This window comes from Nocardioides sp. AN3 (genome assembly GCF_054653495.1).
The window spans coordinates 1-4,995 of sequence record NZ_BAAIGC010000063.1 but is presented as its reverse complement, the minus strand read 5'-3'; the positions used below and the strand labels follow the sequence as shown (position 1 = coordinate 4,995).

Genomic DNA, 4,995 nt, shown 5'->3' with positions numbered 1-4,995 from the left:
TTAGTGGACAGGCTGCGTATCAAGTCCGCGCGTATTCGGCGGGTATGAGACCCGGTGAGACCGGCGGCTAGCATCGCCCAGTGCCTATCGAAGTGGTCGCGTCCTCGCCATCGTGGCCTGCGCAGTTTGCGCTGGTCGCAGGCGACCTGAAGCAGGCTCTCGCTGGACTGGCGACCGCGCGAGTCGAGCATGTGGGCTCAACCTCAGTGCCAGGGCTGGCGGCCAAGCCCATCCTCGATATCGACGTCATCGTCGACGGAGCGGAGATGTCGGCAGCGGTCGCCGCCCTGGGTTCGGCCGGGTACGTTCACCGCGGCGATCTGGGAGTTGTCGATCGGGAGGCCTTCCATGCTCCTGATGCGAACCCGCGGCGGAACGTCTATGTCTGCCGGGCGGGCACGTTGAACGTCCGCAACCACCTCGCGGTTCGCGACGTCCTTCGTGTGCGGGAAGATCTGCGTGACGAGTACGGAGCCGTGAAGCTGGCGCTTGCAGCGGAGCCCGACATGGACATCGATACCTACATCGCTCGAAAGTCTGCGGTTCTCCAGAAGGTCCTCGCGGAGTCCGACCTCACCTCCGACGAGTGCCTTCAGATCTTGCGCCTCAACGACCCTGCCGCCTGACCCGACTACAGCTCGCCAGGCGGGCTGGCCGCCTCAGTGCGAACGAGCTCAGACGCCTGTCGGACGAGATCGACCAGGTTGTCGGGGAAGACCTGTACGTCCGCGCTTGTGAGGTCGTCGGTCGACCACCATCGCCACGTGGTCACGGCTCGCTGTTCCAGCTCGGTCCATCCGTGGGCGCTCAGCGCGCTGTTGTTCGTCCTTGCGGCGAAGAAGTGCTCGATCTGATGCTGTGGCTGACCGTGGTTTAGAAAGTCGAATTCCCGGCGATGGAAGGGCCCGATCAGAGTCAGTCCTGCCTGGCCGGTCTCCTCGAGCAACTCGCGCTCCGCGGCTTCCGCGAGCGACTCGCCCGTGTCCACTCCGCCGCCGGCCGTGAACCAGAATCGGACCGTGTCACCGGTGTCGGAGAGGTCCCGGCCTTCGAAGAGGAGCACGCGGCTGGACTGGTCCAGGAGGACGATCCGAACTGCGACTCGCGTGTCTTCAGGCATCGCGCTCTCCCGACTGCGCCATCCGTCCCAGGGTGACGAGGAGGTTGGCGTATCCGAGAGCATCGTCGATCGCGCGGTGCGTGTGCGGTACGTCGCCGAACCACTCGGTCGGCAAGCTCGCTGGCGAGATCTCCGACGCAGGGCGACCGGTCACGGCTGCTGCGTAGCTCCGAAGGCAGAGGCCAGTGCCATCGAAGACACGGTCGTCCTCGTATGGGCCCTGGATGATGCCGTAGCGAGTGAACCGGCGAAGGTAGAAGTCGATCCACAGGCCGTCGAAGGCCAAGGGCGAGGCAGCGAAGCACTTCTGGCCGGGCAGTGATTTCACCCAACTCGCGTATCTGGCCATCACATCGGGCGCTGGTTCCGGATCGGTCGTGGCGGCCTCCCACACGTCGGGAATCGACTGGAACCACGCGAGGGTCTGCTGGTTCGGTGCGGCTCCGGGCAGTTCTTCGAGAACGGCTTCGAAGCGCCCGTGCTCCGTGCCGTCGAGGGTGATGGCGACGGACGCGAACGATCGCATCGAGTTCGGCCCTGGCCACGGTCCGTCGACCTCGATGTCCGTGACGACATAGACCCAGTGGTCGGGCGATTCGCTAGACACGACGAGGATCCTCGCATTCCGGGTGACGGCGGCAAAGAGCGGCGTGTGCCAACGGTCAAGTGGCCTTGATGGATCGGCCGGCGTACCGGGCCCACGGCTCGCCCGCCTTGTCGGCGTGGAGGAACGCGACCTGGGCGCTGTAACCGAGCGCCTCTGCCACCAGGGAGGGCGGGCATTCAAGGACGAGCTCACCGATGGCACGGTTGCGGGCACCGAGGAGGTTGATGCCCACGTCGCGGAGGCGGTCCATGACAGTGTTGGGGTGTAGGTGGCGGCCGGCAAGCGTGCTCGGGAACAGCCACGGGCTGTCGGATCCGGCGCCGGTGCGTAGGTTCGGCCGTGCGGCAAGGTGCTCCCTGATGAGCGAGGCGAACGGCTCGGGAACATCGGTCGGATGCGTGCCGAGAACGATGCTCATCCCAGAGTCGGCGTCGTCGACGATGCTGGTCGGGAAGGTGACGACCTTGACCAGCGGCTGGGCGTAGAGCAACAGGAGCATCCCGGCGACGCGGTAGGGGAGTGACTCGCTGGTGCCCGTGAGGAGCTCGTGGATCCAGGCGAGCCGTTGGTCCTGACTGAGAGATGGGCTGCTCTTCGCGGATCGGTGCTGAACAGTCACCGCCGTGTTGAGACGCGCCTGCTTCGCGACCACGAAGAACGTCCTGATCGCACTGCGCGTCGTCGGTCCGGCCGCGAGCCACTCGTCGACGTCCTGCTGAGTGCAGGTGGCCGCGGTGCGCTGATACGTCTCGTGGAGCCACACGAGGAACTTCACCGTTTCGGTGATCTCCTGCTTCGCGGAGTGAATTGGCCCGCGAGTGGGTGCGCCAGCCCCGGTCTTGGCGCGGATGCGCCGCAGGTGGTGCCACGTGGCGAAGTGCTGAACTGGCTGCCGTACCTCGTCGGGGAGTCCGTCGAGCTTGGCGTCGATCCATTGCTCGAAGCGCGGCAGGTAGGGGTCGCGAGGGGGGAGTAGACCGTGGTGCTGCATCAGTGCCCGGAGATGCTCGGCGGGCTTGCCGGGCACGGAGTCGAGACCCTCGTGCGACGCGGCGATGGCGCCGTTACCGAGCCCGCGAAGCAGTTCCTGGACCTTGGCCGACCGCTTCCAAACGAGGATGGACTCGGGCCTGTCTGACGCGCAGAGAGCATCGACAAGGCCGAGGAGTGCGGGATCGCTTGGCGCGCCGCCGAGCAGCGCGTGGAGGTCGTCGCGGAGTGCGCAGCGGACGCAGAGCCGTCCGCGATGTCGCGCTGCTTCGACGTCGCAGCGCTCGCAGTGGAAGTCGACGGGGATCTCAGCGCATGTCGAGCAGATCGGCTGGCGATCGGTGGCGCGCAGGCCCGGCAGGAGCCGATCCTGGAGGCACTCTGGGCAGGTTCCGCGGGTGTGCACGGCGTCGTAGTAGCAGATGTTGCAGAGTCGGCCTTCTGGCCAGTTGGCTGCGAGCCTGGGGATGTTCCGGCCGCAGCGAGCACACGGATCGTCGCGAGTGCTCGTCGCGCGCGGACGACCCTGGACGGTCGAGCGAGGGGAGAGGCCCGCCGGCTTCGGATCCATCGATGCTCCTGGCGCTACTCGTCGAGGATGTTTGCGCGCCGCGGCCGCACGCTGCGGTCGAGCGAGACAACGTTCGGCGGGGAAGCGGTGCCCGTCTTGCGCACGCGTACATCCGTCGCCGTCGTCGTGAACAGGTCCGTCGACTCGCACTCGAAGATGTCGCACAGCGCCGCGATCAACATCAGGGAGACGCGCTCCGGCCGCTGGTTCACCAGCCGGTACACCTGCGGTCGAGACAGATTGATGTCGCGCTCGGCCAGCAGGGGAATGAGATCCGTGGTGTTGTGCAGGCCTCGGGCGGCCATCAGCTCGGCCAGGCGCCACGTGTAGTCGACCTTGCGCTTCATGATGTTCCGTCCTCGGTCTTGCGGGCCATGGCTTCCTTCACCGTACGGTCCAAGGCGCTCCTGAGCGTGGAGCGCCTGAACTCGTCGGACACGAAGTGATAGATGCCGGTTGTCGCCCCGTGCTCATGGCCCATCTGGTCCTGCACGAACCGCGGGTCCCATCCAGCTTCGAGCAGGTGAGTGGCGTACGAACGACGGAACGAGTGGAGATCGAGCCCATCGGAGAATCCCAACTCCTCGCAGTAGCGCCGGACCCGTCGGATCAGAGTCGATTCGACGACCAGTCCGCCGCGTTCGCTGGGGAAGAGATCCAGGGTGCCCGGATCACCGCGGCCGTTGGCGAGCCAGTCCTCGATGATGCCGGGCGTCCACCGCCAGACAGTGAGAACGCTGCGCGGCTTGTGCGGCGAGGACCGCTTTGCCTTGCCGTAGCGGACCTTGCAGACGCCGAACGCGCCGAACTCTCGGGCGTGTGGGTTGCGGGCGAAGTCGACCGTTTGCAGGTGCCTCAACTCGTTGAACCGGAGCCCGTAGCCGTACGCGATCTTCATCATGACCGCGTCCCGGTAGGCGGCCTGCCAGCCCTTGCGGCCCGACTTGCCGATCCGTTCAACCTCGTCGTCGGCGTGGTCGAAGAGTTGACTGATCTCATCACGGGTGTACGGACGTTTCTTCGGGCGTCCGTCGTACTCCTGGACGTGGGGAGCGGTGTTCCAGTCGAAGAACACCTGCGCCGGGTGGGTGCCAAAGAACCGCTCGCACACGACGTCGAACCCGTAGTCGGGATTGCTGATGTAGCTAGTGAAGGCACGCAACGCGGAGTGGTAGCCGCGCAGCGTCGAGTGGGCAACGTGCTTCTGGGTGCGTAGGTCCGCCGAGAACTCCTCGACAAGCGCGGGCGTCCAGTTCCACGGGTCTTCGTTGACGTGGCTGATGAAGCGCTCGACCATCCGGAGCCGTTGGTCGATGGTCGCGAACTGCAGGTTGCGTGACAGCTGCTGGTTCCGCCAGCCCTCGAGCATCTTCTGGAGCACCTGCTCGTCGGGCCGGAGGACCGGCACCGACTCGACCAGGCGGACCCGTCCGGAGCCATCAACCTGCATCAAATCCTCCCGAGAATCCGGTTTCATCCAGTGATTCCATGATGCATCTGATGAGACGCCATCTGTGTTTGCGCAGGTCAACGGCGTGTCGCGGTGGCCGCGCAACGCCTGATCGTTCCGCCGCCACACACGGTTTGACGCCGTTACGACGACGTTCGGTGCTGCGTTTCCGCTGGTCAGAGCTGGGTTAAGTACGGCCAGCGGGGCAGTGAGTCAGCCGCCCGCGATTGATTCATCCGATGCAATACGCAGACTAG

The 4,995-nt window shown here is 65.7% G+C and carries 6 protein-coding genes; 1 reads left to right on the top strand and 5 read right to left on the bottom strand.

Translation table 11 applies throughout. The features are described 5' to 3' along the window. Positions 1-80: 80 nt before the first annotated feature. Positions 81-626 (top strand): GrpB family protein, encoded by a 546-nt coding sequence (locus ACYQ1K_RS27670; protein WP_071416677.1) that lies wholly within the window; start codon positions 81-83, stop codon positions 624-626. 5 nt (positions 627-631) lie between these two features. On the opposite strand, the gene ACYQ1K_RS27665 is transcribed toward ACYQ1K_RS27670, so the two are convergent. Genes ACYQ1K_RS27665 through ACYQ1K_RS27645 form a run of 5 tightly spaced genes read right to left on the bottom strand, consistent with a single transcriptional unit; the run spans position 632 to position 4,843 of the window. Further along, complete coding sequence (locus ACYQ1K_RS27665) at positions 632-1,120, bottom strand: NUDIX hydrolase (protein ID WP_071416678.1); 489 nt, start codon at positions 1,118-1,120, stop codon at positions 632-634. Next, complete coding sequence (locus ACYQ1K_RS27660; protein ID WP_071416679.1) at positions 1,113-1,727, bottom strand: hypothetical protein; 615 nt, start codon at positions 1,725-1,727, stop codon at positions 1,113-1,115. The genes ACYQ1K_RS27665 and ACYQ1K_RS27660 overlap by 8 nt, the downstream gene beginning before the upstream one ends. A gap of 55 nt (positions 1,728-1,782) precedes the next feature. Further along, positions 1,783-3,288, bottom strand: a complete 1,506-nt coding sequence (locus ACYQ1K_RS27655) for a recombinase XerD (protein ID WP_071416680.1) — start codon at positions 3,286-3,288, stop codon at positions 1,783-1,785. A 14-nt stretch (positions 3,289-3,302) separates the two neighbouring features. Continuing rightward, entirely contained in the window at positions 3,303-3,635 is a 333-nt protein-coding gene (locus ACYQ1K_RS27650) for a helix-turn-helix domain-containing protein (protein WP_071416681.1), read from the bottom strand. Next, positions 3,632-4,843, bottom strand: a complete 1,212-nt coding sequence (locus ACYQ1K_RS27645) for a tyrosine-type recombinase/integrase (protein WP_459986845.1) — start codon at positions 4,841-4,843, stop codon at positions 3,632-3,634. Before ACYQ1K_RS27645 ends, ACYQ1K_RS27650 begins: the two co-directional genes overlap by 4 nt. Positions 4,844-4,995 lie beyond the last annotated feature (152 nt).

Bases quoted from the DNA above. Each gene is read 5' to 3' on its own strand.
- ACYQ1K_RS27665 (WP_071416678.1), bottom strand. From the start codon at position 1,120: ATGCCTGAAGACACGCGAGTCGCAGTTCGGATCGTCCTCCTGGACCAG.
- ACYQ1K_RS27655 (WP_071416680.1), bottom strand. From the start codon at position 3,288: ATGGATCCGAAGCCGGCGGGCCTCTCCCCTCGCTCGACCGTCCAGGGT.
- ACYQ1K_RS27650 (WP_071416681.1), bottom strand. From the start codon at position 3,635: ATGAAGCGCAAGGTCGACTACACGTGGCGCCTGGCCGAGCTGATGGCC.